Genomic DNA, 26,898 nt, shown 5'->3' on the forward strand with positions numbered 1-26,898 from the left:
ATGACCCAGCAGACCACACCGCGCCGCGGCACCGGCCCGGCCAGCCAGAATGAGATCACCGCCGAGATCGAAGCGATCGAAACGGATGCCGCAGCCCGCGTCGCCGCCGGCGCCCCGCCCGAACTGCAGCCGCGCCGCGACTACCCGCCGTACCGCAGTTCCCTGCTGCGCCACCCCACCCACGAGCTCGTGCGCGTCGACCCGGAAGAGGTTGAGCGGGTCTCGCCCGCCTTCGGCCACACCGACGTCAACGTGCTCGAAAGCGACCTCACCATTCAGCACGCCGGCGAACCGATCGGCGAACGCATGACCGTGAGCGGCCGCGTGCTCGACGGCGAGGGCCGCCCGGTGCGACACCAGCTGATCGAGCTGTGGCAGGCCAACGCCGGCGGACGCTACGTGCACAAACGCGACCAGCACCCGGCTCCGCTCGACCCCAATTTCACCGGGGTCGGCCGCGCCATCACCGGGGACAACGGCGAGTACTCGTTCACCACGATCAAGCCCGGACCTTACCCGTGGAAGAACCACATGAACGCGTGGCGACCCGCGCACATCCACTTTTCGCTGTTCGGCACCGCCTTCACGCAGCGGCTGATCACGCAGATGTACTTTCCCGGCGACCCTCTGTTCGCGCTCGACCCGATCTACCAATCCATAGCGGATGCCGATGCGCGCGCCCGACTGGTCGGGCAGTACGACCACAGCCTGAGCGTGCCCGAATTCTCGCTCGGCTACCGCTGGGACATCGTGCTCACCGGACCCAAATCAACCTGGATGGAAAGCGAAGACGCCGATGAGTGAGCCCACACCTGCCCTCCAGACCCCGTCACAGACCGTCGGCCCGTTCTACGGTTACGCGCTGCCCTATGCCGGCGGGCCCGAGCTGGTTCCCGGGTACCATCCCCGCGCCATCCGCTTTCACGGCACCGTCACCGACGGCGCCAATGAGCCGATCCTCGACGCCCTGCTCGAGATCTGGCAGGCCGACGAGAGCGGCGCGCTCGTGCGAGAACTCGGCAGCCTCGACCGCGATGGCTTCACCTTCACCGGATTCGGCCGCTGCGCGACCACGATCGCCGGGCACTACACCTTCACGACGCTTAAGCCGGGGGCGGCCGGCACGGCGGCACCGTACATTCTGGTGACCGTGTTCGCCCGCGGAGTCACCCATCATCTGTTCACCCGCGCCTACTTCGCCGAAGACGCCGCGCTGCACGAGGCCGACGCCGTGCTCAGCAGCCTGCCGGCCGACCGCCGCGACACGCTCATCTGCGTCTCCGAAGGAATCGTCGGTGGCGCCGAATCGTACCGTTTCGACATTCGTGTGCAGGGCGAGAACGAGACCGTCTTCCTGGATTTCGATGCCTGAGCACACCTTTGACGCCGGGCTGCTCAACCCGCTCAGCCACGGCACCCGCGAATGCGAGCTGACCAGCGATCAGGCCTGGCTGCAGGCCATGGTCGACGCCGAACTCGCGCTCACCCGGGCGCTCATCGATGCGGGCGTGGCCCCCGAGTGGATGCTCACCGTCTGCGACGCACTCGCCGACGCGAGCCAGTTCGACCTCGGTGCGATCGCCGCCGAGGCGCGCGGCGGCGGCAACCCGGTGATTCCGTTTGTGAAGCACCTCGGTCGGGCGGCCGAAAGGATGCGCGCCGGAGCCTCCGATCATCTTCACGTCGGCGCGACCAGTCAGGACATTCTCGACACGGCCGCCATGATCGTGGCCCGCCGGGTGACCGGCGAACTCATCCACCAGCTCGATGCCCTCGGTACTACCCTCGCCGACCTCGCCGACGAACATCGCGGCACCGTGATGAGCGGCCGCACCCTCGGCCAGCAGGCTTCGCCGACGAGCTTCGGTTTCGTTGCGGCCGGCTGGCTCGATGCCGTGCTGCTCATCGTCACCCGACTGGACGGTATTGCCGACACCCTGCCGGTGCAACTCGGCGGAGCGGTCGGCAACCTGGCCGTGCTCACCGAAATCGCCCGGGCTCGGCGCAGCGACGTGGTGGCCGCCGACGTTCTGCGGGTCGTGCTGGAGCGCTTCGCCCACCATGCAGGCCTGGTCGTGCCGCGCCTCAGCTGGCACACGAACCGGGTCGTGATCTCCGAACTCGCCTCCGTGCTCGCCGCCGCAACCGGTGTCGCCGGCACCATCGCCCTCGACGTGTCGGTGCTGTCCCGCACCGAGATCGCCGAGGTCAGCGAACGCCTCGCCCCCGGCCAGGGCGGATCCAGCGCCATGCCGCACAAGCGCAACCCCGTCTCAGCCGTACTGATCACGGCGGCGGCGTTGCAGACGCCGGGTCTCGCATCCACTTTGTATGGCAGCATGCTGGCCGAAGACCAGCGTCCGAGCGGAGCGTGGCACGCGGAATGGCAGTCGCTGCGGGTGCTCGAACGGCTCACGATCTCGGCGGTGACCGGTGTGGCGTCGCTCGCTGCCCGCCTCGACGTCGACCGAGACCGCATGCGGGCCAACCTCGACCTCACCGACGGGCTCGTGTTCAGCGAGCGGGTCACCACCATTCTGGCCGAATCCGTCGGGAAAACCACCGCTTTCGCGCTCGTGGAACGCGCCTCGCAGGAGGCATACGAGACGAACCGGCCGCTGCAGGTCGTGCTCGCGAGCGTGCTTATCGCCGAGGGCTGCAGCGACGCGCTGCGCGCTCAGATCTGGGCCACGTTCAACTATGAGGGCGAACCGGGCCAGTCGGCGGCCGGCATCGAGCGCGTCGTGCGTGAATTTCGCCGGCGAGCGGATGCCGCGAAGCGAGCAGTGTCGGTGGCAGACGATATCGTCGAAGCAGACGCCCCTTCGGCCAACGACGTGAGGATTTCATGAGCCAGCCCGTGTTGCTCTGCACCGTCGAGCCGGCGCGAAACGGCAACCCCAACGCGCCGCTCATCGTGCTCGGGCCCTCGCTCGGCACCACCACCGATCTCTGGGTGAGCGTCGTTCCCGCGCTCGCCGAGGCCCACCGGGTGCTCTGCTTCAACCTGCCCGGGCACGGATTCAGCCCGCGCGCGACTGAGGCGTTCACGATTGAAGAGGTCGCCGACGCCGTGGTCGGCCTGGTCGACTCGCTGTCTGTCGAGACCTTTGTCTACGCCGGCATCTCGCTCGGCGGCGCCATCGGACTCGCCCTCGCCGTGAACCACCCCGATCGCCTCACGAGCCTCGCCGTGCTCTGCTCCGGTGCGAAGATCGGCACGTTTGACGCCTGGACCGACCGTGCCGCCGGCGTGCGCGCGAGCGGCACCCCCTCGCTGATAGCCGGCAGTGCGGCCCGCTGGTTCGCGCCCGACTTTCTCAGCCGCAACCCCAAGGCCGGCGCCCACGCGCTCAACCAGCTGCTCGATATCGACGACGAATCGTACGCACTCGCCTGCGAAGCGCTCGCCGTCTTCGACCAATCCGAGGCCCTCAGCAGCATTCGCACGCCCGTGTTGTGCGTCTCCGGCGAGTTCGACGAGGTGACCCCCACGGCGCATCTACACCAGCTGGCCGCGCGCATTCCTGGGGCGACCACGGCCGTGATCCTGGGCGCCGCGCATCTGCCATCGCTGGAGCGCCCGGCTGAGGTCGGCGCACTGCTGAACGAGTGGATCGCCGGGGCCGGGGCTGCGGGTGTGGGTGCGGCTGCGGCCTCGCAGCCGGGCGATGCGGCAGAGCCGCTGTCGGCGCAGCGCACCGCGGCATCCGCTTACGCCGACGGCATGGTTGTGCGCCGCGCGGTGCTCGGCGACACGCACGTCGACGCGGCAACCGCCGCGATCACGCCCGAGACCGCCGTGTTCCAGGACTTCATCACCCGCTACGCCTGGGGCGAGATCTGGACCAGGCCGGGTCTCGACCGGCGCACCCGCAGTTTTCTCACCATTGCCGCGCTCGTCACCGGCGGGCATGAGGGCGAGCTGGCGATGCACGTGCGGGCCGCGCTGACAATCGGGCTGACCCGTGCCGAGATCAGCGAGGCCATTCTGCACACCGCCATCTACGCGGGCGTTCCCGCCGCCAATGCCGCGTTCGCCGTGGCCCGGCACACCTTCGCCGGGCTCGATGCAGCTTCGAACACTCCCGACGACTCCACCATCCGGCCCAGCTGAAGGACCTCGCATTATGGACAAGACCTATCCCTCCGCTGCGGCTGCCGTCGCCGATATTCCCGATGGTGCTTCGCTCGCCGTTGGCGGGTTCGGCCTGGTCGGTGTGCCGATCGTGCTTATTCGGGCGTTGCTCGCGCTCGGCAGTAGCAACCTGCACGTCGCGTCGAACAACTGCGGCGTCGATGGGTGGGGGCTGGGCGAGTTGCTTCGCGAGGGTCGGATCAGTCGGGTGATCGCGTCTTATATCGGTGAGAACAAGGACTTCGCGCGCCGGTATCTTGGCGGTGAACTCGAGGTCGAGCTCACGCCGCAGGGCACCCTGGCCGAGCGGTTGCGCGCCGGTGGCACCGGAATTCCGGCGTTCTTCACGGCAAGTGGTGTGGGCACGATGGTCGCCGACGGTGGCCTGCCGTGGCGCTACGGCCCCGACGGCGAGGTGACGGTGTCGAGCCCGCCGAAGGAGACCCGGCGCTTTTCCTCGCTCGGCAGTGAGAAGGAATACGTGCTGGAAGAGGCCATCGTCACCGACTACGCCCTGGTGCGCGCGAAGAAGGGTGACCGTCACGGCAACCTCGTGTTCGAGAAATCGGCGCGTAACTTCAACCCGGTGGCCGGGATGGCCGGCCGCATCACCATCGCCGAGGTCGACGAGTTGGTTGAACCGGGCCAGATCGACCCGGACGAGGTGCACCTCGCCGGCATCTATGTGAACCGCATCGTGCAGTTGGGTGCGGTGGACGCGGCAGATTTGCCGATTGAGAAGACCACGACGCGGCCGCGGCCGTCGTCTGAATTTGGAGCGAACTGATGGCCCTCACCCGCAACGAAATGGCGGCCCGCGCCGCCCAGGAACTCGCCCCGGATTCGTATGTCAATTTGGGCATCGGCCTGCCGACGCTCATCCCGAACTTTCTGCCCGAGGGCGTGCACGTGGTGCTGCACTCCGAGAATGGGGTGCTCGGCGTGGGCCCCTACCCCTGGGAGGGTGAAGCCGACCCCAAGCTGATCAACGCCGGGAAAGAGACCGTCACTGTCAACCCCGGGGCGGCGTATTTCGATTCGGCGCAGAGCTTTGGCATGATTCGTGGCGGGCTCATCGACGTGGCCGTGCTCGGCGCGATGCAGGTGAGCGTGGTCGGTGACATCGCCAATTGGGCGGTGCCGGGCAAGATGATCAAGGGCATGGGCGGTGCGATGGACCTCGTGCACGGCGCCGACACCGTCATCGTGGTGATGGAGCACGTGACCAAGTCCGGCGAGTTCAAGATCAAGAAGGTCTGTGACCTGCCGCTCACCGGTAAGGCCGTCGTCACGCGCATCATCACCGACCTGGCCGTGATCGATGTCACCCCGGAGGGCCTGGTGCTGCGTGAGGTTGCGCCCGGCGTCACCGTCGACGAGGTACAGCACGCCACCGAGGCGACCCTGCTCGTGCCGAGCCCGCCGACTACCATCACGACTCTGATCGGCGCCGGCGCATGACGCTGTCCGCGCTGCCCGGGGCTATCCTGACCACCACGATCGTTATCGGAGTCACCGCATGACCGCGACCGCGCTGCGTCAGGTCGTTATTTGTGAACCGCTCCGCACGCCGATCGGCCGCTTCGGCGGCGCGTTCAAGACGGTCGCGCCGGCCGACCTCGCCGCGACCGTTATCGCCGCGCTCATGGACCGCACCGGCCTCGACGGTGCCGTCGTCGACGATGTTATCTTCGGCCAGGCTTACCCTTCGGCGGAGGCTGCGCCGGTCGCTCGGGTCGCCGCCCTCAATGCGGGGTTGCCCGTCACAGTCGGCGGGGTGCAGGTCGACCGCCGCTGCGGCAGTGGCCTGCAGGCCGTCCTCGACGCGGCGATGCAGGTGCAGACCGGGGTGAGTGATCTGGTGATCGCCGGCGGTGTCGACGTCATGAGTCAGGCCCCGCTGTACACGGTCGATTCCCGCTGGGGCCTGGCCGGAACGGCCGGCGTGCTGCTGCGCGACGCCCTCGGTCGCGGCCGGGAAACCGCTGGTGGACGAAACTATCCGGTGCCGGGCGGCATGCTCGAAACCGCTGAGAACCTGCGCCGCGACTACAACCTCGACCGGGTCGAACAAGACGCCCTCGCCGTGGAATCCCAGCGCCGTGCCCTCGCCGCCGTCGCCGACGGGTGCTTTCTCGAGGAGATCGTGCCGGTCACCGTGCCCGGCCGCAAGGGTCCCGTCGTGGTCTCGGTCGATGAAACCCCGCGCGAAACCACCCTCGAGGCCCTCGCCGGTCTCAAACCGATCATGGGCAAAGCGGATGCCGCCGCCACCGTCACCGCCGGCAACGCCAGCGGGCAGAACGACGCCGCAGCCGCGTGCATCGTCACCACCCCGGAGCGCGCCGCCGAACTCGGCCTGACCCCGCTGGTTCGGCTGGTCTCCTGGGCGCGGGCCGGCGTCGAACCCTCGCGCATGGGCCTTGGCCCGGTGCCCGCCACGAAGCTCGCGCTCGAGCGGGCCGGCCTCGGTCTCGCCGACATGGATCTGATCGAGCTCAACGAGGCGTTCGCCGCGCAGGTGCTCGCCGTCACCCGGGAGTGGAACTTCACCCCGGAAGACTGGGCCCGCACCAACGTCAACGGTTCCGGCATCAGCCTCGGCCACCCGGTCGGCGCCACCGGCGCCCGCATCCTCGCCACCGCGAGCCGCCACCTGCAGCGCACCGGCGGCCGTTACCTCCTCGAAACCATGTGCATCGGCGGCGGTCAGGGACTCGCGGCCGTCTTCGAACGCGCCTAACGGCATCCGCTTCGCCGAGGTGTGAGTTTGGGTGCGAAATTCGCTGAAAATTGCCCCAGACTCACACCTCACTGAGCGGATGGCTACCAGCGGGCGCCGCGGGCGGCCAGCGCGGTGCGCAGACTCGCGGCTTCCCGCAGCGAGCGGCAGCCGCGTCGTCGCCATCGGCGAAGGCGTCACCGAGATCAAGGTGGGCGACCGCGTTGGCAACGCCTGGCTGTGGAGCGCCTGCGGCACCTGCCAGTACTGCCGCACCGGCTGGGAAACGCTGTGCGAGTCGCAGATCAACGGTGGCTACAGCGTCGACGGATCCTTCGGTGAGTACATGATCGTCGACGCCAGGTTCGCCGTTCCGTTGCCCCAGGATGCCGACCCGGTCGACATCGCGCCCATCCTGTGCGCCGGCGTCACCGTCTACAAGGGGCTCAAGATGACCGAGGCCATCGCCGGCCAGTGGGTCGTCGTCTCCGGCATCGGCGGACTCGGCCACATCGCCGTGCAGTACGCCAAGGCCATGGGCTTTCGCGTGGTGGCGGTCGACGTCGCCGACGACAAGCTCGCCCTCGCCACCACGCACGGCGCCGAGATCGTCATCAATGCGCTCCACGAGAACCCGGTCGAGGTCATCCAGGCCAAGACCGGCGGCGCCCACGGCGTGCTCGTCACCGCCGTGCACCCGGCCGCCTTCGGCCAGGCCATCGGCATGACCCGCCGCGGCGGCACCATCGTCTTCAACGGCCTGCCGGCCGGCGACTTTCCGGCGCCCATCTTCGATATCGTGCTCAAGGGCCTGACCATTCGCGGCTCCATCGTGGGAACCCGCCAAGACATGGAGGAAGCCCTCGCCTTCTGCAACCGCGGCGAGATCCACCCCACCGTCTCCAGCCGCACGCCCGGCGAAGTCAACACCGTGCTCGACGAGATGCGCCACGGCAAGATCGACGGCCGCGTCGTCATCCAGTACTATCGCACCAGTAAAACGGATGCCCGGAGTCGCCTGTCGAGGCGGCCCCGGGCATCCGTTTCCTGCGTCGCGGAATCTCGCCGAGCCGTGAGTTTCAGCCCGAAACGCGTCGAAACCCACGCCTCGGCGACTGCGGGGGGCATCCGTTTCGGCGCGACCTGCTATTGGAACGCGGAGATGCCGGTGATGGCGCGGCCGACGACGAGGGTGTTGATCTCGTAGCTACCCTCGTAGGTGTAAAGCGCTTCGGCGTCGGCGAAGACGCGGGCCATGCCATAGTCGGTGGAGATTCCGTTGCCGCCGAGCACCGAGCGGCCGAGCGCGACGGATTCGCGCATGCGGGCGCTCGAGGAGGCCTTGGCCATGGCGGCGTGCTCGGGCCGCAGCGTGCCGGCCTGCTGTAGTTGGGCGATGCGCACCATCGTGCCCAGCGACGACGTCGCGTTCTCGAGGATGCGCACGAGCTTCTCCTGCACGAGCTGGAACGACGCGATGGGCTTGCCGAACTGCTGGCGTTCGAGGGCGTAGCGCAGGGCGTAGTCGTAGGCGGCGAATTGCAGTCCGACGGTCTGCCAGCCTACCCAGACTCGGGAGTTGGTGAGCAGCCGGTTGGTGTCGCGAAAGCTCGTGGCTCCCGGCAGCCGGTCGCGTTCGGCGACCACGACATTGTCGAGGGTGATGGTGGCGTTCTGCACGATGCGCAGGGCGATCTTGTTCTCGATCTTTTCGGCCGTGAACCCGGCCAGGGCTGAGCTGACGATGAAGCCCTTGATCTGGTCGTCGGCGGTGTCGCGCGCCCAGACGAGTACGTTCGCGGCGAAGGTTCCGCTGCCGATCCAACGTTTGACGCCGTTCAGGATCCAGGAATCGCCGGAGCGGCTGGCGGTCGTCTCCATGTTGCGGGAGACGTCGGAGCCGTGCTCCGGTTCGGTGAGCGCGAAGGCGCCGATCTTGCGCAGCGAGACGGCGTCGGCCAGATACCGTTCGCGCTGGTCATCGGTGCCGAGCTGGGCGATGGCCGCCGCGAACAGACCGCTGTGCACGCCGACGAAGGTAGAGATCGAAGCATCAACACGGGACAGCTCGACGGTCATGAACCCGTGCAGCAGAAAGTTGTCACCGCGCGCGCACAGGTCGACGAGGTTGAGGGCGGTGAGCACGGGGATGATCTCGAACGGAAAAGTGGCGTTGTTCCAGTGCTCGGCCACGACCGGGCGCACGTCACGCTCGAACACCTCACGGGCAGTCGCCACAAGCTGCTGTTCCTCGGGGGTGAGCAGGTCCTGGTAGGAGAAGAAATCGGCGGTCGGCCCGGTGAAGAATTCGGGGGCGGGGGCATCCGCTGCGCGGTTCTCGACCGGGGTGTTGTCGACGACGATGCTCATGGGGGTGGTCCTCTCTGACCGGGTACCCCTGAATTCTGCGCCAGTACGCGGAATTGCGCAATCTATTGCGCCACAACCGTGCAGATTGCCCGAACGGATGGCGATTGGCACGCGCAGCCTGCTCGTTCTGCGATGCCGGGCAGCACGCGTCACCGGGAGCTGGCGACCCGGCCCGTCGCTGGCGTTTCGATGTGCGGATACACGTGTCGGTGGCGGTGTCTGCCCTGGGAGCAGCCACAGACATCGGCTCGAGGGTCGGGTGCCGTTCATGGAACCGGCGCTGCGGCTGGGCACGTCCCAGACCGAGCAGCCGCCTCGGATGCTGCCCCGTGAGAGCGCGTGACCGAGGTGTGAGTGTGACGCCCGTTTAAACGATTCAACGTCGCGAGACTCACACCTCGGCGCAGCGCGGCCCGCAGCGCGGCCTTTCAGCGCGAGGCGGAGGCGTTCATGGTCAGCACGTCGGTGCCGTCCTGGTCGTGCAGGGCCAGCGTTACCGTCACGACACCGAGCGTGCCGAGAGATGTCACGTGGGTGCCGCCGCAGGGGATGCGCGCGCTCGCGCCGGGCAGCTCGCACACCCAGTAGCGGCGGTCGGTCAGCCGGTCGCCATCGCGGTCGACGCGCACCCCGGCATCTGTTTCGATCCAGCCGGTGAGGGTGGCGTTGACGGTCGCTTCGATCGAGGCGAGCGCCTTGGCCAGGCCCTCGACCGCGAAGCCCTTCTTGCGCAAGGACTTGCCGAGCCGGTAGGTGTCGACGGAGGCGTTCGGCCCGATCAGGGATTCGTCGATGGCGAGGCCATCGAAGTCGGGGCGGCCGAGCGCGTCGGGGCGTACCTCTTTCTTCCAGCGGTCGGCGAGGGCGGCGTTGAGCGCGAGCGAGGCGAGGTGGCAGCCGGTGTGTCCGGCGCTCGTGGAATCCCGCAGGCCCTCGTCGACCTCGACGGTGACGGTGTCGCCGGCCGACAGCCCGGCCGCATCGACCACGTGCACCACGACGAAGGCCCAGCCGGGCGTTCCCTTGGCCACCGGAATATCGACGCCGATGTACAACGCCGATCCGTCGGTCGCTCCCACGATGGCGTCCTCGACCGGCCAGAAGGCAGCGCCGTGGTGCAGCAGCGCCAGGTCGGGTCCCTGGTCGGGCCAGCCGGCATCGACCGGATGCACGCAGGTCGCGTCGAGCAGTACGGCCGAGCGTCCGTCGCCCAGCGGCATGGAATGCAGCACGGTCGCCTGGGTGTCGACGGCGCCGCCCGGGTAGAGCACGCGGGTGTCTTCGGTGGGCAGGGTCATGGCTGGTCCTTTCTATGCGGCCGGGCGGCGAAACGGATGCGGTCAGCCCGGCGGTTGCGCCGCCACCCGTGGCGAATCCACCGGTCACGCCGTGGCGCGCGAGAAAAAAGGGTGCCGCCACGATCGTGGCGGCACCCCGTGCGCTGGTTGGAACCTAGCTCTTGCGGGCCCGAGAAGCGGTCTCTTCAGACTTCGCCTTCTTGTCGGCCCTCTTTTCCTTGAGGGACTTGTCGGCAACCTTCTTGGTTGCATCCTTTTTCGGTGATTTGTCAGCCATTGTGTACTCCTTCGCGCCGAGCCGTGGGGCCCCGTCACCTTGAGAATACGCGGGTTTGCCGCAAACGTCATCTTGCACGACCGACCGGGCGCCCCGAACCGGTCACCCCGGCCAACCCGGCTCGACGAGCCCTGTGCACGGCTGCCGGTGTGCCGTATGCTGTCGCTGCATTGAACCCCTACCTCGTTGAAAGGTCACCGTCATGAGCCATAGCGCCACCTACCGGGCAGTACTCTTTGGACCGAACCCGATCGCCGCCGGAACCGAGGTGGAGCTGGAATACATCGACGGCGAATACCAGGACGTGATCGTGCTCGAGGCGGTCGAAGACACCGAAACGATCAGTCGCACCTACAAGCGCGGTCGCGAGACCGAGGAACCCATCCCGTACCGCTTCGTCGAGGAAGACGTGGCCGAGGACGAGGGCGAGGCTGACGTTCCCAACTGACCGGCGGCGGCATCCGTTTCAGAGCGGATGCAGCCACCCCGGATTCTAAATTCGCTTGGTGGAGTCGCGGCCGAGCCGCACCGGCAGGGCCATCAGTGGTCCCACGAAGCGGCGCTGCAGCCGGCGGGCCGGACCCCAGACGATCTGCACGACGTACTGCGACAGCAGCGCACCGGCAGCGAGGGCCATCGCGATGCCTGCTGCGGTCAGCAGTGAGAGCAGCCCGTTGATGTCGCCCTCGGAGAGTTTGAGCAGCCCACGAAACAGGGTGAGCCCGGGAACGAGCGGCACCAGGGCCGTGACCATGATCACGAGCGGGGGAGTGCGCACCATGCGCGCGGCAACCGCCGCGAGCAGGCCGACGCCGAGGGCGCTCGCCGCCGACGCCCAGACCAGGCCGAAACCTCCCGCAATCCCCGCGACGAACAGAAATTCGGCGAGGGCGCCCAGCACGCAGACCACCCAGACGGCCCGCCAGGGAACCTGCACGGCGAGCGCGAACCCGATCACGATCACGACGGCGGCCACGAGCAGCACCGGCAGCACGGCGAGAGTCACGATCGGGTTCGCATCGATCTCGAGCATGAGGCCGAATCGGGCGAGGAACAGCGCGGAGCCGGACACTCCGCTGACCAGGCCGGCCGTGATCAGCAGCGCTTCCACCAGCCGCGCCGTGCCGGTGAGATAGAACCCCGACAGCGTGTCATGCACGGCGCCGAAGGTGGTCACACCGGCGAGAAGCATGATGATGGTCGCCACGATCACCAGGGAGGGGTTCGCGGTGGGGTCGATCACCCCGACGATCGCGGCGACGATCGGGCCGATCGCGCCGCCGACAACGGTTTGGTAGAACAGCGGGACCTGGCGGTGATCGAGCACCGACGTGATCCAGTCGATGATCCAGGTCGCCACGAACGCGGCGATGATCACCGTCGGTCCGGCGCCGATCAGAATGGCGGCGCCCGTACCGACCAGACTCCAGCCGATGCGCCGCCACTGCCGGGGCACCTGCGGCTTAGAGCTGACGATGGTCGCCAGAATCTTGCGGGCCTCGTTCACGTCGATCGGTTTCTCGATGATGTCCGCGATCAGCTCCGAGGTAGCAGTGAGCTTGGAGTAGTCGAGCGTGCGGTATTTCACATTGCGGCTGCGGATGATCGACTCGTGCGTCACCGCGTCTTCCTGCGTGAGCGTGATCGTCGTATGGGTGATGTTGGCGTCGGTGCCTTTGAGCCCGTAGGCGCGGGTGAGCGCGATCATGGCGGCGGTCGCATCTTCGGCACCGGCTCCGGCGGTGAAGATAACCTCGGCGAGGCGCATCGTGAGGTCGAGAACAGATCGGGTGTAGCCGGAATGGTCGAGGGTGATGGCGGTGGTTTTGCTGAAACTCATGAGGTCTGCACGTCCAGAGGGCCCAAAACGGATGCTGCGGCGGTCGCGTGCGCGGAATCCGCGTCGGAGGGGTGGAAGAAACCGGCGAGCACATCGCGGTAGAGCCGCCCGAGTTCGGACGTCGCGCCGTAGGCGGCGCCGCCGGCAACCTGCACGGCGGTGTCGACAACGAACTTGGCGTTCTGCGTGGCCCGATATTTGAGCCCGGAGAGCTGGGCGAACCAGGCCGGCCCGACGGTGAAGGACCGGTCGTCGACAGCGCGGGCGAGAGCGTCGATCTGCGGGTAGATGCCGTCCATCGCAATGACAAGGTCGCCGACCCGCCAGCGCGCCACGGGATCCTGCGCGTGCATGCGCCCGTCGTTCTTCAGCGAGGTGCGCCGGTTCGCGCCCAGGGCGGCGAGTTCGAGGGCGCGCGCTCCGATGCCGGTGTACACGGCGCTGAGCAGAATCTCAAAGTTGGCAAAGATTCCGGCCACGAGCGGGTCGCCGTTCGGGCCGACCGGCAGCCGCCGCACGACCCGGTCGGGACGGGCCAGGGCGCGCTCGAGCACGGTGCTCTGGCTCTGGCTGGCGCGCATGCCGAGGGTGTTCCAGTCGTCTTTGGAGCGGATGCCGGCATCCGCTTTCTCGAGAAACGCCCAGACGATCGCCGGGGCGTCCGGGTTCGACGAGTCAAGGCCGAGGGTGCCCAGTCGGGTCCAGGCGGGCGAGAGCGAGGTGAAAACCTTGGTGCCGGTGAACCGGTAGCCGCCATCGGGCTGCGGGCAGGCATCCGTTTGAGAACCGAACAGCACCAGGTCGTTGCCGGGTTCGCTCACGCCGAAGGCGAAGATTTCGCCTTGGCCGGCCTCCTCGAGCAGAAAATCGAGGGAGTGGTCGCCCTGCGCGTGCAGGCTCGCGGCGACGGCGGTCCAGATCAGGTGCATGTTCACGGCGAGGGCGGTGGCCGGTGCGTGCGCGGCGAGCAGGGTCTGGTCACGCACGGTCTGCGCCAGGGTGCGGCCGAGTCCGCCGAACCGGGTCGGTACCAGGGCGCGCAGGTAACCGGCCGCGACGAGTTCGGCCAGGTCCTCGGTGCAGAACGCGTTATCCCGGTCGTATTCCGCGGCTCTCGAGCGGATGCCGGCCAGCAGCTGCGCCGACAGCAGCGGCTTGTTTTGGTCGGTGGCGGGTGCAGAAATGGGCGCTGCCGGAGAGGTTTCGGGCAGGGCTATCGCAGGGAGGAACTCGGTCACACCGACAAGCCTATGCAGCCTTACGACGCCGCGCGAACAGCCGCACGATCAAAAGCACAATTGCCCCGAAAATCGCCAGGACCACCAGCCAGGGCAGGGCCACTCCGAGGCCGATCAGCAGGCCACCGAGCGCGGTCACGAGCGCCGTCCAACCGGCAATGATGCCGGTCCAAAAGTTGTCAGGGCCGCCGGCGGCGACGGTGCCCTCCGAAACCAGTTCGAGCTGCACCGTGGAATAGTCGATCTGGTCGGAAAGGAAGTCGCGCTGGGACTGCAGGCTTTCCAGCTCGCCCTGCCGGCTCGACAAGGCACTTTCGATGCTGATCAGGTCGGCCGTCGTGGTGGCCGACGCCATCAGGGCCAGAAGCCGGTCGACCGAGGTGGTCAGCGCGGTGATGCGAGCGTCAAGGTCCTGGCTCTGCTGCGTGACGTCCTGGGCGGTGAGCGAGACGAAATTGACCCGGCCGAGTTTCTTGAGTTCGGCGATGGTGTGGTCGAGTTCGTCGGACGGAATGCGCAGGGTGAGGGTCGCGCTCGCCGACTGAATGTCAGTGACCGGGTTTTCGCTGCGACTGTCGACCCGGCCGCCGGCCTGTTCGGTGATGGTACGGGCCGATTCGCTCGCGGCGACCGGGTCGGCGGCGGTGATCGACATGGATCCGGTGGTGATGACATCCCGGTTGGACGTGTTGACGTCGCCGGTGGTGCCGGTGACCGAATTGTCGGGGGTGCCCTCCGCCGGAACGACACCGTCCGACACGCGCCCTCCGGACGAGTCGGTGCTCACCGAGCCGGAGCTGTTTGCCGTGCAGCCAGCCAGCAGCACGGCCGTCAGCAGCACCGCGATCACACCCCAGGTTTGTCTCATGCCTTACTGTATGAGCGCGCCGACGGCGCACACTGGAGGCAGTCTGGGAGTCGGATCACAATTAGGACTCGACGTCTGCCCCCCGAAGTATGGTCGTGGAGTCGGCCGTTCAACCCGACTGCACACACGATCAGGAGGACAACATGGGATTCGTAGACGATGCCAAGGATGCACTCGACGCCACCGGTAAGAAGATCGGCCGGGCGGTAGACGACGCCAAGGACCGCATCGAAGACCGGGCCGATGAGGCCAAGGCCGATGCCAAGGTGAAGAAGGCCGAGGGTGAGGTCAAGCACGCCGAAGCCGAGCGCAACGCGACCGAGGCCAAGAATGATTTCAAGGCCACCCTGCGCGACGATAATTAGCCTATGACCTGGTGGGCGAAGCGGATGCGCAGAATGCGTCGGCCTCGCCCACCGCTGTTGCACGTGGCAACGGATGCCGGAACCGGCCCGGTCGTGATCCTCGTGCACGGCATCGCCTCGTCGTCGGTCACCTTCTACGAGGTGATCCCGCTGCTCACCCCCAACCACCGGGTGATCGCCGTCGACATCCTCGGGTTCGGGCAGTCGCCGGCGCCGGACGGGTGCGAATACCGGCTGGAGGATCACGTCGGGGCGCTGGCCACGACCATCCGCTCGTTGAAGCTGCGGGAGCCGTTCGTGCTGGTCGGGCATTCGCTCGGCAGCCTGATCAGTACCCGCTACGCCACCATGGAACGGCACGGCCCTGTTGCGACGTTCTGGCGCCGGCTGAGCGGTCGCGGCACGGTGTCGCGCATGGTGCTCGTGGGGCCGCCGGTCTACGTCTCGCCGAGCGATATCGGTGACCCCCGGGTCAAGGCGCGGGTGAGCGCCTACCTGCGCGCCTACGATTTTCTGCGCGCCAACAAGGAGTTCACGATGGCCAACGTCGCCTTCCTGTCGCGGCTGCTGCCCAAGGGCATCTTCGAGCTGACCGAGAAGACCTGGACTCCTTTCATCAAGTCGATGGAACACTGCATCGAATCGCAGACCGTGGTGAGTGATATTGCGAGCCTCACCGTTCCGGTCGACGTGATCTACGGCGCGCTCGACGCGTTCATCGCGCAGGGCAGCCTGACCATCATCGAGCGGATGCGCCACGTCACCATGCACCGCGTCGAGGCCAACGACCACATCATTCGCCGGCGGTTGGCGCGGGTGCTCGTGAAGGTCATCGACAGCTGAATGCGGGGCGCCCGGGGTGCCGACGGCCGCGGGTCGAGCCTGGGCCGGCATCCGTTGCGGCGTGCCGGGTCGTTACGCAGTCGGGTAGGTCACGCCGGTGAGCTGCTCGGACATCGACCAGAGGCGGCGGGCATCCGCTTCGTTGAGTGAGCGCGGCGGAAGCCGAGCCGGCGCGGGGGCGCCGGTGAGTTCGCCGAACCCGCCGGGACCGTAATAGCCGCCGCCGGCCGCTGCCGGGCTCGTCGCCGCGTAGAGCGCGGGCAGGATTCCCTGGTCGACCTGCTGCCACATCCAGCCGATGCGATGTGAGGCCTTGTTCGCGGCCAGAAAGACCCGCGCCGACGCTCCCTTGTGGGTGGGGCCGGTGATCTGCAGGTTCGTAACGGTCGCGCCGGGATGCGCGGCGACACTGCGCACGCCCCAGCCGCCGACGACGCTGCGCCGGTTGAGTTCGCGGGCGAACATGAGTGTGGCCAGCTTGGAAAGTGCGTAGGCACGGTGCGGCCGGTAGCGCAGGCTCTGCAGGTCGTCGAAATCGAGGCGTCCGGTGCGGGCGATGAGGCTGGAGAGGCTGACGACCCGGCTTGAGGTGGCCTCGCGCAGCAGGGGCAGCAGGTGGGCGGTGAGGGCGAAGTGCCCGAGGTGGTTGGTGCCGAACTGCAGCTCACAGCCATCCTCGGTCTCGTCGCGCACCGGCGGCATCATCAGGCCGGCGTTGTTGAGCAGAATGTCGATCGGGCGCCCCTCGGTCGTGAGTTCCTCACCGAATCCGGCGATGCTCGACAGGGAGGCCAGATCGAGATGACGGATGCTCAGGGTCGCCTCCGGGATCTGCTCGCGCAGGCGTTTGACGGCCTCGACCCCCTTCTGTTCGTTGCGCACGGCGAGGATGACCTCCGCGCCGGCCCGGGCGAGTCGGCCGGTGAGACCGTAGCCGAGACCGCTGTTGGCACCGGTGACGACCGCGAGCCTGCCGTGCAGGTCGGGAACATCAATGTCGGGGAGAAGTTTGCTCGTGATCATGGGTCTCCCGTTTGTCGTGGAGTTCTATCCAACCCGTTCAGACGGCGGAAGTCACGCGGTGGCCCGGCCGCCGGGCGGATTCACGGGCGGCTTTTCGGGCGGCTTTTCGAGCGGCCGACGATGGCAATGGCGGCGATTTCATGGCGCGCGGGAGTTGCGCCGGTGCGCGCGAGGCGCAGCTCCGGCGCACTGGCGCAGGTCCAGCCGTCGCGTAGAGCGGGAGTGCGCCGACGGCGAACATTCGACGCCGACCGCCCCGCTCGAATACACTGGAGTCTGGTCGGGCCGCAGTAATCCCGGGTTCCATTATTCGCCGCTTCGAGCGGCCTCGCGCCGAGAGGTGCTCTGCGGCCCGGCCTTCTGCATTCCAAGCGCTGGCGCGCTCAAGTCCGGCAACAGGCATCCGTTTGAGCGTAAAATCTGGCCGCGCGACCAATCCGTTACCGACTTCGCACCGAACCCTAGTCATGGAACGGGACGAGACCTGACATGCTAGATCTCATGACTGTTGAATCCGCCGGAGACCTTTCGCCGGCAGCCCCTGCCACCAAGGAGGAGCTGCTCGGTCGAGTAGCCCACGGCGACCAAGCGGCCTTCGGAGAACTGTATGACCAGATCGCCCCGCGGGTGCTTGGCCTGGTCAAGCGTCTGCTCATCGATCACGCCCAGTCGGAAGAAGTGACCCAGGAGATCTTCCTGGAGATCTGGCAGTCGGCGTCGCGGTATGAGTCGACGCGTGGTGGTGCGAGCACCTGGATCCTCACCATGGCGCACCGGCGAGCGGTCGACCGAATTCGGTCGTCGCAGGCTGGACGTGACCGCGATACCAAAATCGGAATCCGTGACCTGGCCGTTGCCTACGATCACGTGGCCGAATCCGTTGAAGTACGAATCGAACATGAAAGGGTGGAGAGGGCGATGACTCGATTGACTCAGCTGCAGCGTCAGGCTGTGAGCCTCGCGTATTACGGCGGGTTCAGTCACAGCGAGGTCGCCGACATGCTCCACATTCCTTTGGGCACCGTGAAAACGCGGCTCCGCGACGGACTCATCCGCCTGCGCGACGAACTGGGCGTGGCATCATGACCGAGCACAACGAAACCCATCCGGCCGACCTCGCCGGAGCCTACGCCCTGCACGCCCTCGACGCCCAGGACACCGCAGCCTTCGAGGCGCACCTCGCCGACTCCGAGCGGGCGCGCATCGAAGCCGCCGAGCTGAACGACACCGCGGTGGCCCTCGGCCTCGCCGTGGCACCCGTGCAGCCTTCCAGTGCGCTCAAGACCAACCTCATGTCGCTGCTCGCGTCGACCCCCCAGCTTCCGCCGCTTCCGCGGGCCGCTGCCACAACGGATGCTCCCGCCTCCGCTCCCGGCGCGGCTGCCGTTGTTTCCCCGGTCGCGGCCGCTCCCACCGGGCCGTCGACACCCTCGGCGATGCCGGGGGACGGCGCGTCGACGGGGACCGCGCCGACCGGTGCATCCCGACCGGTCGCGGGTATTCGCTCTGCTGACTCGTCTGGCGCCGGCCGTTCATCGGCTACCGAGCGGGCGCAGGCGCGCTGGTTCAAGCGTCCGGCACAGTTCATGCTGGCTGCGGCGGCCGCCGCAGCGCTGTTCGTGGGCGGAACTTTCCTCGGTCAGACGCTCAACGGCAACCAGTTCGAGTCGCAGCAGGCCGCGAGTCTCGCGCAGATCAACGCAGCCGATGATTCGCAACGCGCCGCGACGACCACCGCCGACGGCCAGGAAGCCACCCTGGTCTGGTCGAACAAGCTCGGAATATCCGCGCTGCTGGTCGACAACCTGCCCGTGCTGCCCAGCGACCAGGACTACCAGCTGTGGTACATCAACGGCGAGGGTGCGGTCTCGGCCGGAACCTTCGACTCGAGCGGCGACGGAACCGCCTGGCGCGTGCTCGACGGCACGATGCACGCCGGCGACCAGGTCGGCGTCACCGTGGAGCCCAACGGCGGATCCGACCAGCCCACGACCAACCCGATCGTCGCCTTCCAGAGCTAGCCCTTCGGCCGTTCGCGCTGCGGTTGCGGCCGCACGGCGCTGGGGCGGGCGGCGATTCGGGCGGGGCGGCCGCATCCGCTCGTGCGAAGCGCATGCCCCAGTAGGCTCAGGGCATGAGACTGCCCTTCACGCTGCTGATCGACCCCGTGCCCGCCGACTCGCTGCAGCACGACTTCGCCGACACCTTCCACGAGATGGATTCCTCGGCGCCTGCCCTGCGCGTCGGGGAGCTGAGCACCCAGCGCGGTGACGGCATCTTTGAAACCCTGGCCGTCGTCAACGGGCACCCGCAGGAGGTTGAGCCGCACATCAGCCGGCTGCGCAACTCTGCGCGCATCTGCGAGTTGCCGGTGCCGAATGCCGAGCAGTGGCGGGCTGCGATCGCCTACGCCGTATCGCGCATTCCGCAGCGCGGCGAGATCGCCCTCAAATTCGTGCTCAGCCGCGGCGTCGAGCACGGCCCCGCGCCCACCGCCTGGCTGCACGCTGCCGCGGCGGCGGACTTCAGTGCGGTGCGGGCGGACGGCGTGCGCGTGATCACCCTCGACCGTGGCTATCCGCGCGGCGTCGCCGAGAAGGCGCCCTGGCTGCTGATGGGCGCGAAAACGCTCAGCTACGCCGTGAACATGGCGGCGATTCGTGAGGCCCACCGACGCGGCGCCGATGACACCATCTTTCTCACCACCGACGGCTTCGTCATGGAGGGCCCAACTTCGAGCGTCGTGCTGCGCATCGCGGGGGAGTACGTGACTCCCGCGCCGAGCGGCGCGATTTTACACGGCACCACGCAGCAGAGCATGTTCGACTACCTGCGCGCGCAGGGCGCCTCCGTCGACTACCGCGACGTCACCGTCGACGAACTTCGCCGAGCGGATGCCGTCTGGCTCGTCTCCAGCGTGCGCCTGGCCGTCTCCGTGGTCGCCCTCGACGGCTCTGATTTTCCGGCAGATCAGGCGCTGACCGACGCCCTGAACACCTACCTGCTGGCCCGCACGGCCTAGGCGGGCGCGGCATCCGCTGGTGCGTCAGTGCGGAAAATCGGCCAGAAACCGGGCAAATCGGTGCCGAACCATGGCGGACTGTGAAATTGTCCGCTGCCCCGTACGCCCGGCGCCCAACCGAGCCCTCGTGCCGCCTCGTGCCGCCGAGCCGCCGGGCCCACCCTATGAAACCGGGCCCGCGTTAGATCATGGGCCCACTTCCCGGGCCCGGGCCCGGGAAGCCGCGTGGCGCCGAAACCGGGCGGCGGGAAAGTGGGGGACGCGAGCGGGGAATCCGCTTAACCGGCCCGAATTGGGCCGAACTGCCGCGCCCACTAGGCTCTGGGATGACCGAGAGGAATAAATGAGAATTTCTGTCATTGGATGCGGCTACCTGGGAGCCGTTCACGCGTCGGCCATGGCCGAGCTGGGACACGACGTCGTTGGAATCGACGTCGACGCGGCCAAGATCGCCCAACTTGCCATCGGCAAGCCCCCCTTCTTCGAACCCGGACTTCCCGAGGTTCTGACCTCGGCCATGAGTAGTGGTCGCCTGCGGTTCAGCACGGACATAGCGGATGCCGCCGGCTCGCAGGTGCACTTCATCGCCGTCGGTACTCCGCAGAAGCCCGGCAGCTACAGTGCCGACCTGCGTTACGTGGATGCGTCGATCGAGTCGCTCATCCCGCATCTGGCCGACGGTGACCTTGTCGTCGGCAAGAGCACGGTGCCGGTGGGAACCGCCGCGCGCCTCGCCGACCTGATCGAGGCCGGCAGCGGCGCGTCGCTGGCCTGGAACCCCGAATTTTTGCGCGAGGGATTCGCCGTGCAGGACACCATTAGCCCTGACCGTCTCGTCTACGGGGTGGCGCCCGGCGCTCAAGGCGAGCACGCCACCGCGCTGCTCAACCAGATCTACGCCACGGCCCTCGCCGCCGACACCCCTCTGGTCATCACCGACTACGCCACCGCCGAGCTCGTCAAGGTCGCCGCCAACGCGTTTCTCGCCACCAAGATCAGCTTTATCAACGCCATGGCTGAGATCGCCGAGGTCACCGGCGCCGACGTGACCCAGCTGGCGGATGCCATCGGCTACGACGGCCGCATCGGCCGCCGTTTCCTGGGTGCCGGCGTCGGTTTCGGCGGCGGATGCCTGCCGAAGGATATTCGTGCCTTCACCGCGCGCGCCGAAGAGCTGGGGCGCGGTGAGTCCGTGGCCTTCCTCAAGGAGATCGACAAGATCAACCTGCGACGCCGCCAGCGGGTCGTCGACCTCACCGTGGGAGCGCTCGGCGACTCGGTTTATAACGCCAAGGTCGCGGTGCTCGGCCTGAGTTTCAAGCCGCACTCCGACGACGTGCGCGACTCGCCGGCGCTCGACGTTGCCGTGCAGTTGCGCGGCCTGGGCGCCGAGGTGGTGGCGACCGACCCGCAGGCCATCGAGAACTCGCGGGCGCGGCATCCGCAGCTGCAGTATTCGTCGTCGCTCGAAGACACCCTGCGGGGAGCGGATGCCGTCGTGCTCGTCACCGAGTGGCCGGAGTTTCGGCACCTCGACCCAGTTTGGGCCGGCGCGCTCGTGCGCACCAAGACCGTGGTCGACGGCCGCAACGCCCTCGACCCCGCCGTCTGGCGTGCCGCCGGCTGGACCTACCACGGGCTCGGGCGCCCCTAGCCCGGGTCTCGTATCCACCTGCGGGGCCTGTGGACGGGGCCCGGAGCAGTGCTTTCCGGGCCCACCTTCGGCAACCGGGCACAGTCTCTTAACGGGACCCACGGACGGGGCCGGGGCCCGTCCGAGCTGTACCCGACTTAGACTCGTATCAATGGGGCTTCGGGGAGTGCTCATCGTGGCCCTCGCCGCCGCTGCGGCCTGGGGCGTGCACCTCGCCATACCGGGTATCCCCGGCTCACGCCGGCCGTCGTGCTCGGAATCGTCGTCGGACAGATCCCGGCCGCACGGCCAATGCTCGCCGGAACCCTTGCGCGCCCGGCCTGGCCGTCACCGCGAAACCGTTCATGCAGCTCGGGATCGTGCTGCTCGGCCTCACACTCAGCCTGGTCGACATCATGGCGCTCGGTTGGGTGACCGTGCGCGAGCACCGTCGCCATCGTGCTCCTCACCTTCGCGGGCACCCTCGGGCTCGGCCGCTGGTTCGGGCTGCCCGGGCATGAGCCCCTACTCATAGCCACCGGATTCAGCATCTGTGGCGCCTCAGCGATCGGTGCCATGAGCGGGGTCGTCAAGGCCAGGGACGACGAAACTGCCACGCCGATCGCCTTGGTGACCCTGTGCGGAACCCTCGCGATCGCCGTGCTGCCGCTGCTGTGGCATCCGCTCGGCCTGAGCGCCCTGCAGTTCGGCCACTGGGTCGGCGCCGGCGTGCACGACGTTGGCCAGGTTGTCGCAATTGCGCAGATCGCCGGGTCGACCGTGCTGGCCGTGGCCCTCGTCGTCAAACTCCCCCGGTGCAGAACGCAGCAGCGCAGATCCGCTGACTCAGCCACCGGCATCCGCCCTCACCGGCGCGGTTGTGACGGTTGGGTAAACAACCGTGGGCGAGTTTGCCTCAATAGCTGAGATTACGTCATAATCGCAGGACGTGCCCGAATGTCGGGCCGAACAGGTACCAGTTCCGAAACCCGAGTCGGAGGCTATACATGTCCGTTCAGTCCGTCCTGGAACGCCACGAGCGCGCCCCCGATCCCGCCGGCCCCACCCGGGGCAAGTCCGCCACCCGCACCTTCCGCGGCGACATCGAGGGCTTGCGCGCGGTCGCCGTGATCGTCGTCATTCTCGACCACCTGCTCGGCTGGCCGTCGGGCGGATTCATCGGCGTCGACATCTTCTTCGTCATCTCCGGCTTTCTCATCACGAGCCTGCTGCTCAAGGAGCACGCCCGCACCGGCCGGATCTCCCTCGTGGACTTCTATCGCCGCCGCATCCGCCGCATCCTGCCGGTGTCGTTGCTCGTACTCGTCGTCACTGTCGCCGTCGGCTACCTGCTGCTGCCGGGCGCGCGCGCCCTCAGCACCCTGTGGGACGGCATCTACTCCGCCCTGTTCGTCGCCAACTGGCACTTCGCCTTCGTCGGAACCGACTATCTGCAAGCCACCAACGCCGTCTCCCCGCTGCAGCACTACTGGTCGCTCGCGGTCGAGGAACAGTTTTACTTCGTCTGGCCGTTCCTGCTCATCGTCATCTTCGCCCTCACCGGCCGCCGCACACTGAGCGCCCGCGCCCTCGTGACCATGGTTGCCGTCACGACCGGCGTCATCACCGTCGCGTTCCTGGCCTGGAGCTTCTTCGAAACGTCGACGAGCCCCGCTATCGCCTACTTCTCAACCGGCGCTCGCGCCTGGGAGCTCGGCATCGGCGCCCTCCTCGCCGCCGCAGCACCCGGCATCGCCAAGCTTTCGGCCGCCGTGCGTCCCGTGCTCGCCTGGCTCGGCCTCGCCCTCATCGTCGCCAGCCTCGTGCTGATCAGCCGCGACTCGCCGTTCCCCGCGCCGTGGGGTCTGCTGCCCGTCGCCGGAAGCGCCCTCGTCATCGCCGCCGGCATCGGTCGGCCCGAGCAGCGGCTGCTCTTTCCGCTAACCAATCCGGTGAGCCGCTACATCGGCAAGATCTCCTACTCCCTCTATCTCTGGCACTTTCCGGTCGCCATTCTGCTCGCCACCGTCTTCGCCACCGACTCGCCGGTCTACCTGCCGCTGGCGTTTGGGCTCATGCTGGCCCTCTCGGTGTTCTCCTTTCACTTCGTCGAGGACCCCATTCGGCACTCACTCTGGCTCGAGAATTCCCAGACCCGCCAGCGAGAACGGATGCGCCGCCCCGCCACCCGGCACCGCCCCGGCCTCACCGCGGCCCAGGGCTGGATCGGCGCCCTCGTCGTCGTCACCCTCGTCATCGTGTCGGTCTCCTTTGTAGCGCTGAAGGGCGGCGCGTCGTCGGGCCCGGCCGCCGGCCCGGCCGCTCTCGGCGCGGACGCCAACCTGGGCATCGAGACGCCCGCTGAACCGGCCACCCTGTTGGCCGCCCGACAGGCAGCCATCACCGCGGCCCTGGCCGCGACCGCGTGGCCCGAAACCACCCCGGCTTTCGACGCGCTCGGCGACAACTCCGGCGCCCCGGAGTGGATTGACGACAACTGCCTCTCGGTCAGCGCGAAGAACGCCGCCGGATGCCGCTACGGCGACCCGGCCGCGACGAAGACCGCGGTGCTGCTCGGGGATTCCATGGCGATCAGCTATATGCCCGCCATTCGCGCCGCCCTCGAACCGCTCGGCTACAACGTTCACTCGCTCACCATGTTCTCCTGCCCGGCCGTCAATATCTCGGTCGCCCCCAAGAACGCCTCCGACGCCTCGGCCGCCACCTGCGACGACCACCACGCCTGGGTCTACGCTGAGGTCGCCCGGCTCTCGCCCGACCTCGTGATCATGTCGAGCCTGGCCGGCTCCATCGTGCGCCTCGCCAGCGGCAATGAAGGAGCCGTAGCGCTCACCGAATGGCAGACCGCGACCGCCGACACCATCACTGCGCTGCAGGGGTCTACCGAGCACGTGGCGGTGCTGTCACCGCCGCCGGCCAGCACGCCGTTCGCGGAGTGCAAAACCCTCACGAGCAACCCGGCCGATTGCGCGTACAGCCCGTCGAGCCTCTACCAAAAGGTCGTAGCGGCGGAGCAGTCCGCGGTCGAAGGGCACGGCGACTTCGCCCAGTACGTGAACGTCGTGCCCTGGCTCTGCGTCGACAGCAGCTGCCCGGCCGTCATCGACAACACCCCGGTGTTCTTCGACGGCCAGCACTTCGTGCGCGAGGCGAGCACCCAGCTCGGCCCGTTGCTCGCCGAGGCTCTGTTCCCGCCGGCTGCATAGGCGTCCTGCGGCGCCCGTTCAGAAGGTGGGTCATATTTCCGGGCCCGGGCCCGGAAACTGGGCCCAGGTTAGGGCGGTTTCATGGGCCCAGTTGCATAAGGTGGGCCCGGCACGTAGTGGCAGCATCTGCGGGCGTGGGAATTCTGTCGCTCGCGCGGCCGAACGCTGATCGCGCCGGCCGTCAGTGCTCGCGCGGCCGAAACTCGCGCGGCCAGTCGCTCGCCCGAATGCGCTGAATCTCCTTGACCTCGCCGAGGGTTCCCCACTCGTCGAGACCCAGGCGTGACAGCGGGCGCAGCTTGCCAATGAGCGGATGCGCCCCGTCCAGCACCGCAGACGACACCGCTACCTGCGTCACCTCGCCGAACACGAGCGTGCAGTCGCCCATCGCCAGGGTCGAGTGCAGGCGGCATTCGATCGCCGCGGGGGACTCGGCCACCCGCATCGAGGCCACGGTCAGGCTCGGCTCCCTGGTGAGCCCGGCGCGGTCGAACTCGCTCTCGTCCGCTGCGAAGTCGGTGCCGGTCGCGTTGACCTCCTCAAACAGCGATTCCGGCGTGAAGTTCACCACGAAATCCCCGGTCGCGACGATATTGCGCACGGTGTCCTTCACCCCAACCGAGGTGAACTGCACGATGGCCGGCGAAACGGATGCCACGGTGAAGAACGAATGCGGCGCCAGGTTGTCGACACCCGCCGCCGACCGGCTCGACACCCACGCGATCGGTCGCGGCACAACGAGCGAATTGAGCAGGCGGTAGAAGTCGCGGCGGGGAAGGTCTCGGGGATCAAAGTCAGTGCGCACCCGCTCAGGCTAACAACTCCCGCCGCTGCGACGCCCCGATATGCAAGCCCCACCCGCCGCCAACCCGCTTTGCCGCCACCGCGCAGCCTCGTCCGCCCTGCCACCCCGCCACCGCGCACAGCAGCCCGACGCTTGCCGCCGATAGAGTGGCCTGATGCCTACTCTTCCCCGCCTGGTGGCCTTCGACCTGGACGATACGCTCGCACCGTCCAAATCCGCGCTCGACCCGAGCATGATCGACCTGCTCGTGAAGCTGCTCGACGTCACCGAGGTCTGCATCATCTCCGGGGGCCAGTTCGGTCAGTTCCAGGCGCAGATCATCGACAACCTGCCGGAAATCGGCCCGGAACAGCTCGCCCGCCTGCACCTTATGCCCACCTGCGGCACCCAGTACTATCGAGCCGATGCCCAGGGGTGGACCCAGATCTACGCTGAAAACCTCAGCGACGACCAAAAGACGCGGGCCCTCGCCGCGGTCGAGCAGACCGCGCGCAGCCTCGGCTTCTGGGAGAGCGACACGTGGGGGCCGATTCTCGAAGACCGCGGCTCACAGATCACCTTCTCCGCACTCGGTCAGGCCGCCCCGGTCGCCGCCAAGATCGCCTGGGATTCCAGCGGCGAGAAGAAGAATACGCTGCGCGAGGCCGTGCAGGCCCTGCTGCCCGATCTCGAGGTGCGTTCCGGCGGATCGACATCCGTTGATATCACCCGGCAGGGTATCGACAAGGCCTACGGCATGAAGCGCCTCGCCGACCTCACCGGTGTCGACCTCGACGACATGCTGTTCGTCGGCGACCGCCTCGACGAGAACGGCAACGACTACCCGGTCAAGGTGCTCGGCGTGGAATGCATCGCCGTCGAAGGCTGGCCGAACACCGCAGCCCTGCTCGAAGATCTGATCCCCCGCTACGTCACTGTCTGATCCACCGCCCGCCCTCTTTATTACCCTGCCCCCGGCTGTTCCCCTTCCTTCACCCCTGCCCCCCTCTTTTTCTGCGCATAACTCCTGCAAATTCGCAGTGGGAAAAGGCGCATCCGCGTGATTCCGGGGGCCTTTCTGGAGCCGGCAACAAATTGCAGGAGTTATGCGCCAGATGGCCCGCGACAGGCGGGCGGCGCACACCCAGTAGTGCTTTTACCCCCAGTCCGGGGCTGACCGGGAGCTAGCCCATTCCGCGCAGTGGGTGACGGGCCTACGGTGTGCACACCGCTCCCGAATGCGGTAGCAG

25 protein-coding genes and 1 pseudogene are annotated in these 26,898 nt (G+C 67.8%); 18 read left to right on the forward strand and 8 right to left on the reverse strand.

Translation table 11 applies throughout. From position 1 onward, the window contains the following. The 8 genes and pseudogenes from pcaH to BMW72_RS09055 all read left to right on the forward strand — a co-directional run. The gene (gene pcaH / locus BMW72_RS09020; protein ID WP_092109744.1) at positions 1-804 is read left to right on the forward strand and encodes a protocatechuate 3,4-dioxygenase subunit beta; all 804 of its coding nucleotides are present in this window, start codon (positions 1-3) and stop codon (positions 802-804) included. Continuing rightward, positions 797-1,372 (forward strand): protocatechuate 3,4-dioxygenase subunit alpha, encoded by a 576-nt coding sequence (gene pcaG / locus BMW72_RS09025; protein WP_092109746.1) that lies wholly within the window; start codon positions 797-799, stop codon positions 1,370-1,372. Before pcaH ends, pcaG begins: the two co-directional genes overlap by 8 nt. Then, positions 1,365-2,852, forward strand: a complete 1,488-nt coding sequence (locus BMW72_RS09030) for a lyase family protein (RefSeq protein ID WP_092109748.1) — start codon at positions 1,365-1,367, stop codon at positions 2,850-2,852. Before pcaG ends, BMW72_RS09030 begins: the two co-directional genes overlap by 8 nt. After that, positions 2,849-4,117, forward strand: a complete 1,269-nt coding sequence (pcaDC, locus tag BMW72_RS19575; protein WP_092109760.1) for a bifunctional 3-oxoadipate enol-lactonase/4-carboxymuconolactone decarboxylase PcaDC — start codon at positions 2,849-2,851, stop codon at positions 4,115-4,117. The genes BMW72_RS09030 and pcaDC overlap by 4 nt, the downstream gene beginning before the upstream one ends. Positions 4,118-4,130: 13 nt before the next feature. Next, on the forward strand, positions 4,131-4,925 hold the full coding sequence (locus BMW72_RS09040; protein WP_092109761.1) for a CoA transferase subunit A: 795 nt from the start codon (positions 4,131-4,133) through the stop codon (positions 4,923-4,925). Continuing rightward, positions 4,925-5,599, forward strand: coding sequence for a 3-oxoacid CoA-transferase subunit B (locus BMW72_RS09045; RefSeq protein WP_092109763.1), 675 nt, complete (start codon positions 4,925-4,927; stop codon positions 5,597-5,599). Before BMW72_RS09040 ends, BMW72_RS09045 begins: the two co-directional genes overlap by 1 nt. Before the next feature lie 58 nt (positions 5,600-5,657). After that, a complete protein-coding gene (locus tag BMW72_RS09050) occupies positions 5,658-6,881 on the forward strand; it encodes an acetyl-CoA C-acetyltransferase (RefSeq protein ID WP_174721708.1) in 1,224 nt (407 codons plus the stop codon). Between the two features lie 148 nt (positions 6,882-7,029). Continuing rightward, positions 7,030-7,845 (forward strand): annotated as a pseudogene (locus tag BMW72_RS09055) (zinc-dependent alcohol dehydrogenase); the annotation flags it as partial. A 161-nt stretch (positions 7,846-8,006) separates the two neighbouring features. Here the strand turns inward: BMW72_RS09055 and BMW72_RS09060 are convergent. The 3 genes from BMW72_RS09060 to BMW72_RS19505 form a co-directional block, all read right to left on the reverse strand. Continuing rightward, entirely contained in the window at positions 8,007-9,230 is a 1,224-nt protein-coding gene (locus tag BMW72_RS09060) for an acyl-CoA dehydrogenase family protein (protein ID WP_092109767.1), read from the reverse strand. A 428-nt stretch (positions 9,231-9,658) separates the two neighbouring features. Further along, entirely contained in the window at positions 9,659-10,528 is an 870-nt protein-coding gene (locus tag BMW72_RS09065) for a hypothetical protein (RefSeq protein ID WP_092109769.1), read from the reverse strand. A 154-nt stretch (positions 10,529-10,682) separates the two neighbouring features. Beyond that, a complete protein-coding gene (locus BMW72_RS19505; RefSeq protein ID WP_255408738.1) occupies positions 10,683-10,805 on the reverse strand; it encodes a hypothetical protein in 123 nt (40 codons plus the stop codon). A 202-nt stretch (positions 10,806-11,007) separates the two neighbouring features. On the opposite strand from BMW72_RS19505, the gene BMW72_RS09070 reads away from it, so the two are divergent. Beyond that, a complete protein-coding gene (locus tag BMW72_RS09070) occupies positions 11,008-11,253 on the forward strand; it encodes a hypothetical protein (RefSeq protein ID WP_092109771.1) in 246 nt (81 codons plus the stop codon). Positions 11,254-11,298: 45 nt separating this feature from the next. Here the strand turns inward: BMW72_RS09070 and BMW72_RS09075 are convergent, their stop codons facing one another. The 3 genes from BMW72_RS09075 to BMW72_RS09085 all read right to left on the reverse strand — a co-directional run bounded on the left by BMW72_RS09075 (position 11,299) and on the right by BMW72_RS09085 (position 14,751). Beyond that, a complete protein-coding gene (locus BMW72_RS09075; protein ID WP_092109773.1) occupies positions 11,299-12,645 on the reverse strand; it encodes a threonine/serine exporter family protein in 1,347 nt (448 codons plus the stop codon). Beyond that, positions 12,642-13,829, reverse strand: a complete 1,188-nt coding sequence (locus tag BMW72_RS09080) for an acyl-CoA dehydrogenase family protein (RefSeq protein ID WP_092109969.1) — start codon at positions 13,827-13,829, stop codon at positions 12,642-12,644. The genes BMW72_RS09075 and BMW72_RS09080 overlap by 4 nt, the downstream gene beginning before the upstream one ends. A gap of 64 nt (positions 13,830-13,893) precedes the next feature. Further along, positions 13,894-14,751, reverse strand: coding sequence for a DUF4349 domain-containing protein (locus BMW72_RS09085; protein ID WP_092109775.1), 858 nt, complete (start codon positions 14,749-14,751; stop codon positions 13,894-13,896). A gap of 143 nt (positions 14,752-14,894) precedes the next feature. Between BMW72_RS09085 and BMW72_RS09090 the strand changes: the two genes are divergently transcribed. Together BMW72_RS09090 and BMW72_RS09095 are read left to right on the forward strand one after the other, a co-directional pair. After that, entirely contained in the window at positions 14,895-15,116 is a 222-nt protein-coding gene (locus BMW72_RS09090) for a hypothetical protein (RefSeq protein WP_092109971.1), read from the forward strand. A 3-nt stretch (positions 15,117-15,119) separates the two neighbouring features. Next, on the forward strand, positions 15,120-15,959 hold the full coding sequence (locus BMW72_RS09095) for an alpha/beta fold hydrolase (protein ID WP_092109777.1): 840 nt from the start codon (positions 15,120-15,122) through the stop codon (positions 15,957-15,959). Positions 15,960-16,031: 72 nt separating this feature from the next. Here BMW72_RS09095 and BMW72_RS09100 read toward each other — a convergent pair whose 3' ends face one another. Next, the gene (locus tag BMW72_RS09100; protein WP_092109779.1) at positions 16,032-16,982 is read right to left on the reverse strand and encodes an SDR family oxidoreductase; all 951 of its coding nucleotides are present in this window, start codon (positions 16,980-16,982) and stop codon (positions 16,032-16,034) included. Positions 16,983-17,483: 501 nt separating this feature from the next. Between BMW72_RS09100 and BMW72_RS09105 the strand changes: the two genes are divergently transcribed. From BMW72_RS09105 to BMW72_RS09130, 6 genes are all read left to right on the forward strand, one after another. Beyond that, positions 17,484-18,068, forward strand: coding sequence for a sigma-70 family RNA polymerase sigma factor (locus BMW72_RS09105; RefSeq protein WP_241983791.1), 585 nt, complete (start codon positions 17,484-17,486; stop codon positions 18,066-18,068). Then, positions 18,065-19,003, forward strand: a complete 939-nt coding sequence (locus tag BMW72_RS09110; protein ID WP_092109783.1) for an anti-sigma factor — start codon at positions 18,065-18,067, stop codon at positions 19,001-19,003. Before BMW72_RS09105 ends, BMW72_RS09110 begins: the two co-directional genes overlap by 4 nt. Before the next feature lie 113 nt (positions 19,004-19,116). Next, entirely contained in the window at positions 19,117-20,004 is an 888-nt protein-coding gene (locus BMW72_RS09115; protein ID WP_092109785.1) for an aminodeoxychorismate lyase, read from the forward strand. Positions 20,005-20,347: 343 nt separating this feature from the next. Continuing rightward, a complete protein-coding gene (locus tag BMW72_RS09120) occupies positions 20,348-21,658 on the forward strand; it encodes a UDP-glucose dehydrogenase family protein (protein WP_092109788.1) in 1,311 nt (436 codons plus the stop codon). Positions 21,659-22,096: 438 nt separating this feature from the next. Beyond that, complete coding sequence (locus tag BMW72_RS19250; protein WP_241983792.1) at positions 22,097-22,564, forward strand: YeiH family protein; 468 nt, start codon at positions 22,097-22,099, stop codon at positions 22,562-22,564. An 80-nt stretch (positions 22,565-22,644) separates the two neighbouring features. Next, on the forward strand, positions 22,645-24,864 hold the full coding sequence (locus BMW72_RS09130) for an acyltransferase family protein (RefSeq protein WP_092109791.1): 2,220 nt from the start codon (positions 22,645-22,647) through the stop codon (positions 24,862-24,864). Positions 24,865-25,045: 181 nt separating this feature from the next. Here the strand turns inward: BMW72_RS09130 and BMW72_RS09135 are convergent, their stop codons facing one another. Beyond that, on the reverse strand, positions 25,046-25,669 hold the full coding sequence (locus tag BMW72_RS09135) for a flavin reductase family protein (RefSeq protein ID WP_092109794.1): 624 nt from the start codon (positions 25,667-25,669) through the stop codon (positions 25,046-25,048). A 154-nt stretch (positions 25,670-25,823) separates the two neighbouring features. Between BMW72_RS09135 and BMW72_RS09140 the strand changes: the two genes are divergently transcribed. Further along, entirely contained in the window at positions 25,824-26,591 is a 768-nt protein-coding gene (locus tag BMW72_RS09140) for an HAD-IIB family hydrolase (protein ID WP_092109796.1), read from the forward strand. The last annotated feature ends 307 nt before the right edge of the window (positions 26,592-26,898 follow it).

The sequence above is a fragment of the Cryobacterium luteum genome (genome assembly GCF_900110125.1).
GTDB lineage: Bacteria > Actinomycetota > Actinomycetes > Actinomycetales > Microbacteriaceae > Cryobacterium > Cryobacterium luteum.

Bases quoted from the DNA above. Each gene is read 5' to 3' on its own strand.
- pcaH (WP_092109744.1), top strand. From the start codon at position 1: ATGACCCAGCAGACCACACCGCGCCGCGGCACCGGCCCGGCCAGCCAG.
- pcaG (WP_092109746.1), top strand. From the start codon at position 797: ATGAGTGAGCCCACACCTGCCCTCCAGACCCCGTCACAGACCGTCGGC.
- BMW72_RS09030 (WP_092109748.1), top strand. From the start codon at position 1,365: ATGCCTGAGCACACCTTTGACGCCGGGCTGCTCAACCCGCTCAGCCAC.
- pcaDC (WP_092109760.1), top strand. From the start codon at position 2,849: ATGAGCCAGCCCGTGTTGCTCTGCACCGTCGAGCCGGCGCGAAACGGC.
- BMW72_RS09040 (WP_092109761.1), top strand. From the start codon at position 4,131: ATGGACAAGACCTATCCCTCCGCTGCGGCTGCCGTCGCCGATATTCCC.
- BMW72_RS09045 (WP_092109763.1), top strand. From the start codon at position 4,925: ATGGCCCTCACCCGCAACGAAATGGCGGCCCGCGCCGCCCAGGAACTC.
- BMW72_RS09050 (WP_174721708.1), top strand. From the start codon at position 5,658: ATGACCGCGACCGCGCTGCGTCAGGTCGTTATTTGTGAACCGCTCCGC.
- BMW72_RS09060 (WP_092109767.1), bottom strand. From the start codon at position 9,230: ATGAGCATCGTCGTCGACAACACCCCGGTCGAGAACCGCGCAGCGGAT.
- BMW72_RS09065 (WP_092109769.1), bottom strand. From the start codon at position 10,528: ATGACCCTGCCCACCGAAGACACCCGCGTGCTCTACCCGGGCGGCGCC.
- BMW72_RS19505 (WP_255408738.1), bottom strand. From the start codon at position 10,805: ATGGCTGACAAATCACCGAAAAAGGATGCAACCAAGAAGGTTGCCGAC.
- BMW72_RS09070 (WP_092109771.1), top strand. From the start codon at position 11,008: ATGAGCCATAGCGCCACCTACCGGGCAGTACTCTTTGGACCGAACCCG.
- BMW72_RS09075 (WP_092109773.1), bottom strand. From the start codon at position 12,645: ATGAGTTTCAGCAAAACCACCGCCATCACCCTCGACCATTCCGGCTAC.
- BMW72_RS09085 (WP_092109775.1), bottom strand. From the start codon at position 14,751: ATGAGACAAACCTGGGGTGTGATCGCGGTGCTGCTGACGGCCGTGCTG.
- BMW72_RS09090 (WP_092109971.1), top strand. From the start codon at position 14,895: ATGGGATTCGTAGACGATGCCAAGGATGCACTCGACGCCACCGGTAAG.
- BMW72_RS09095 (WP_092109777.1), top strand. From the start codon at position 15,120: ATGACCTGGTGGGCGAAGCGGATGCGCAGAATGCGTCGGCCTCGCCCA.
- BMW72_RS09100 (WP_092109779.1), bottom strand. From the start codon at position 16,982: ATGATCACGAGCAAACTTCTCCCCGACATTGATGTTCCCGACCTGCAC.
- BMW72_RS09105 (WP_241983791.1), top strand. From the start codon at position 17,484: ATGACTGTTGAATCCGCCGGAGACCTTTCGCCGGCAGCCCCTGCCACC.
- BMW72_RS09110 (WP_092109783.1), top strand. From the start codon at position 18,065: ATGACCGAGCACAACGAAACCCATCCGGCCGACCTCGCCGGAGCCTAC.
- BMW72_RS09115 (WP_092109785.1), top strand. From the start codon at position 19,117: ATGAGACTGCCCTTCACGCTGCTGATCGACCCCGTGCCCGCCGACTCG.
- BMW72_RS09120 (WP_092109788.1), top strand. From the start codon at position 20,348: ATGAGAATTTCTGTCATTGGATGCGGCTACCTGGGAGCCGTTCACGCG.
- BMW72_RS09130 (WP_092109791.1), top strand. From the start codon at position 22,645: ATGTCCGTTCAGTCCGTCCTGGAACGCCACGAGCGCGCCCCCGATCCC.
- BMW72_RS09140 (WP_092109796.1), top strand. From the start codon at position 25,824: ATGCCTACTCTTCCCCGCCTGGTGGCCTTCGACCTGGACGATACGCTC.